General features: G+C 65.9%; 2 protein-coding genes. One reads left to right on the forward strand and one right to left on the reverse strand.

The features are described from left to right. Positions 1–2,224, reverse strand: a 2,224-nt coding sequence (recD2, locus tag ACWGJ2_RS40040) for an SF1B family DNA helicase RecD2 (protein WP_453351344.1), incomplete at its 3' end; no start/stop codon positions are given. Positions 2,225–2,711: 487 nt separating this feature from the next. Between recD2 and ACWGJ2_RS40045 the strand changes: the two genes are divergently transcribed. Next, a partial coding sequence (locus tag ACWGJ2_RS40045) for a low temperature requirement protein A (RefSeq protein ID WP_453351345.1) occupies positions 2,712–3,556 on the forward strand: 845 nt, incomplete at its 3' end.

The raw sequence follows: 3,556 nt of genomic DNA on the forward strand, positions 1-3,556 counted from the left end.
GCCTGGAACGGGCGTTGTCCACAGCGCGGTTCATGGCCTCAGTCTGGCCGATCAGCATGACGCCCTTCCGGGCTCGGGTGACGGCGGTGTAGAGCAAGTTGCGTTGCAGCAGTGGCATTCCGGCGGAGGTGGTCATCGGAATGACGACGTAGGGGTATTCGCTTCCCTGGGAACGGTGCACAGTCAGTGCGAAGGAGTGCAGGAGTTCATCAAGGTCGGTGAAGGAGTAGACGGCGGTATCTCCGTCGTGGAAGGCCACGGTGAGCTGGTGTGTTTCGGTTTCCACCGCGGCAATAGTTCCGGTGGCGCCGTTGAATACGCCGTTCTCGCTGCGGCGGGGGTTGTTGCGGGTCTGCAGGACGCGGTCACCGACGCGGAAGGTCGCCCCCTCGTAGTAGGTCTGTGGCTTCGCGCCGACGTCGGGGTTGAGCCGCTCCTGCAAACGCAGGTTGAAGTCAATGACACCGGCGTCTCCTCGGCGGCCAGGACACAGAATCTGGATGTCCTCGGGCGAGACGCCGAAATGGCGTGGCATCCACTCGGTGACCAGGTCGACCACCTGGTCGGCCAGGACCGCAGCCTCCTCGATGTGCCGGATACCGAACACCCCTCGTGCGCGCTGTGGAAAATCGCCTCGGAGGATGCGGTGAGCGTTGTCCACGATGGCGGAACCTTCACCGCCCTGTCGGAACACCTGCGTCAAATGAGTACGGGGGATCTCTTCGACCGCCAGGAGGTCACGGAGAACCTTCCCGGGGCCGATGCTCGGAAGCTGGTTCACGTCACCCACGAGAAGCAGGTGGCACCCCTTGCGCAGAGCCGCGACAAGCCGTCGGGCGAGGGAGACATCCAGCATGGACGCCTCATCGATGACGACCACATCGGCTGCGGGGAGAAGGCTGTCGTAGTCGAAGAGGGAGTCACCCGCCTCTTCGCGAAGGAGCCGGTGGACGGTCATGGCGGGATGCCCCGTTGCCTCTTCCATGCGTTTGGCCGCCTTGCCCGTCGGAGCAGCCAGGGCACAGACAGCGCCCACATCGTCGAGAAGGTCGACCAGAGTGCGCAAGGTGTGTGTCTTACCGCATCCCGGGCCGCCAGTGAGGATCGACACAGACTGCGTCACCGCCCGCAGGATGGCCAGGCGCTGCTCCTTGGTGAGCCCGGCGGTCTCCGCACTCGCCAGCGCCGTGATCCGCTCCTCCCAAGAAGCCCTCTCAGCCAGTTTCGGCGCGGCCTGGAGCTGCGCTCGCACAGAACGGGCGAGCCCCGCCTCGGCCTGATGCGCACGCGCCGTCGCGGCGACCTCGATGTCGGCGTGATCCCCGGTGCCATCGTGTGCGGGCAGCGGCAGGATTTCCGTCACGACCTCCTTCTGCCCACGCAGGTCCTCCAGGGTCCCACGCAGCACCGCGTTGTCGAGGAAGTCCATGGTCGCCGGGTCGTCGTCCACAAGCACCTCGCGTGTGCCCTTCAGCAGCGCGCGGACCGGGAAGTGGCAGTGCCCCCGGGACCCGCTCTCCTCCAGCACGTGCACCATCGCGGCCTGCAGCCTCTGCGCACTGTGCTTGGGAACGCCATGAGCCAGGGCGATCTTGTCGGCAGTGCTGAATCCGATGCCGCGCACGTCCCGGCACAGCCGGTACGGAGTGCGCGTGATGACCTCCATGAGGTCCTTGTCGGTGTCCTTGTAGGTGGCGTAGATCTTCACCGCGAGCGCGGGGGTGATGTCCAGCCCCTGGAGGAAGAGCATGATGTCGGCGATGGTTTTGTGCTCCTGCCAGGCCGCAACGATCTTGGCCAGCCGTGTCTCGCCGATGCCGTACACCTGCAGCAACTGGTCGGGCTCGGTGTCCAGAACCTGCAGGGTCTTCTCACCGAAGGCCGCCACGATCGCCTCGGCAAGCCGGGGGCCGATGCCGCGGACGAGACCCGATGCGAGGTAGAGCCGCACGGCCCGTCGTGACGAGGGCTGGGTTCGTACGCACCGCTCGGCCTTGAACTGCCTGCCGTATCGCCGGTGTTCGAACCAGCGGCCGTGAAGCTGCACGCTCTCCCCCGGACGGATCCCGAAGAGAGCGTGACCGACTGCGGTGATGCGTTCCTCGGGCTCCGATGCCGTGGTCGTCATCCGCAGCACGGTCTTCTGGTCGAAACTGACGTGCAGGATATGGTCAACAACGCCTTCCACACCATCTGTTTCGGGTGGGGTGAGTGCTTCATCCACGAGAAGGTCTCCTGCTTCTGAGAAGAACGAGCGGCTGCATCGCTGCTCTGATCGACGAAGGGAGTCTGGATTATGCCGACTCGCGCGCACCGAGTTTCGGAAACATTGCCCTCGTTGACCGGGAAAGCAGCACCGAAGAGGTATGTGTCGCCATCGGGAGCCTCTGGGAAATGGCGTGTCGGAGCCGAAGAAGCATCGCGGCAGCCTGCACCGAGAGGCGCTCTCACCGTAGATGGAAGGCTTCGGGAATCGTCCGCAAGAGTGACCTGCCACTTGCGATGCATGCCATTACCCTGACTGCGCGCACGGACACTCGGCAGCCGGGCCCGGGGCGGCCCTATCGCGGTTGCAGTCGAAGCTGATCCGCTTACCAGTGGCGCGGAGATAAGCTGAAGTCGGCGGAGCAAGTCCCGTGCTTCGTCGAGCGTGAGCATCTCCGGGCGGTGCGTGCCTTGGAACCAGGGCAGGGTGCGAAAAGACGGTGCGCATGAACGATCTCCGGCACACCCGCGAGCCCGGCGCGCAGGCCGTGTCACGAAGGCTGATTCCGATGACCGGCCGCGACCCGGAAGAACACGGCAGGGCCTCCTCGCCGCTGGAGCTGTTGTTCGACCTGACCTTCGTGGTCGCGGTCGGCACGGCGGCGTCCCAGTTCGCCGAGATGGTCGCCGAAGGGCACGCCGGGCAAGCGGTCATCGCGTTCGTCCTGGCCATGTTCGCGATCAGCGTCGCCTGGATCAGCTTCAGCTGGTTCGCCTCCGCCTTCGCCACCGACGACTGGCTGTACCGGGCCCTGACGATGGTGCAGATGACCGGTGTCGTCGTGTTCTCGCTCGGCCTGCCCGCGATGTTCCACTCCGTCGAGGAGGGCGGCCACCTTGAACTGCGCGCCATGGTCATCGGGCATGTCGTGATGCGGATCGCGATGGTGCTCCAGTGGTGGCGCGTCGCCCGGCAGGCCCCCTCGTTCCACGACGTCAGCATGGCCAACATCCGCTGGACGCTGATCGCCCAGGCCGGCTGGATCGTCGTGGCCTTCGCCCATCTGCCGATCGCCGCCGCCTTCGTGGCGTTCACCATCCTGGGCGCCCTCGAACTCGTCCTGCCGGTCTTCACGCAGGGCTTCGCGGGCGGCACGCCCTGGCACCCGCACCACGTGGCCGAACGGTACGGACTCTTCGCGATCATCACGCTCGGCGAAGGTGTCGTCGGCACCGTCGCCTCCTCCGGCGACCTCCTGGGCGGCGGGGACGGCACGCACTGGACGTGGAATGCGACCGCCGTCGTCATCGCGGGTGTGGGCCTGACCTTCGGCATGTGGTGGGTGTACTT

Source organism: Streptomyces sp. NPDC054796 (genome assembly GCF_053611545.1).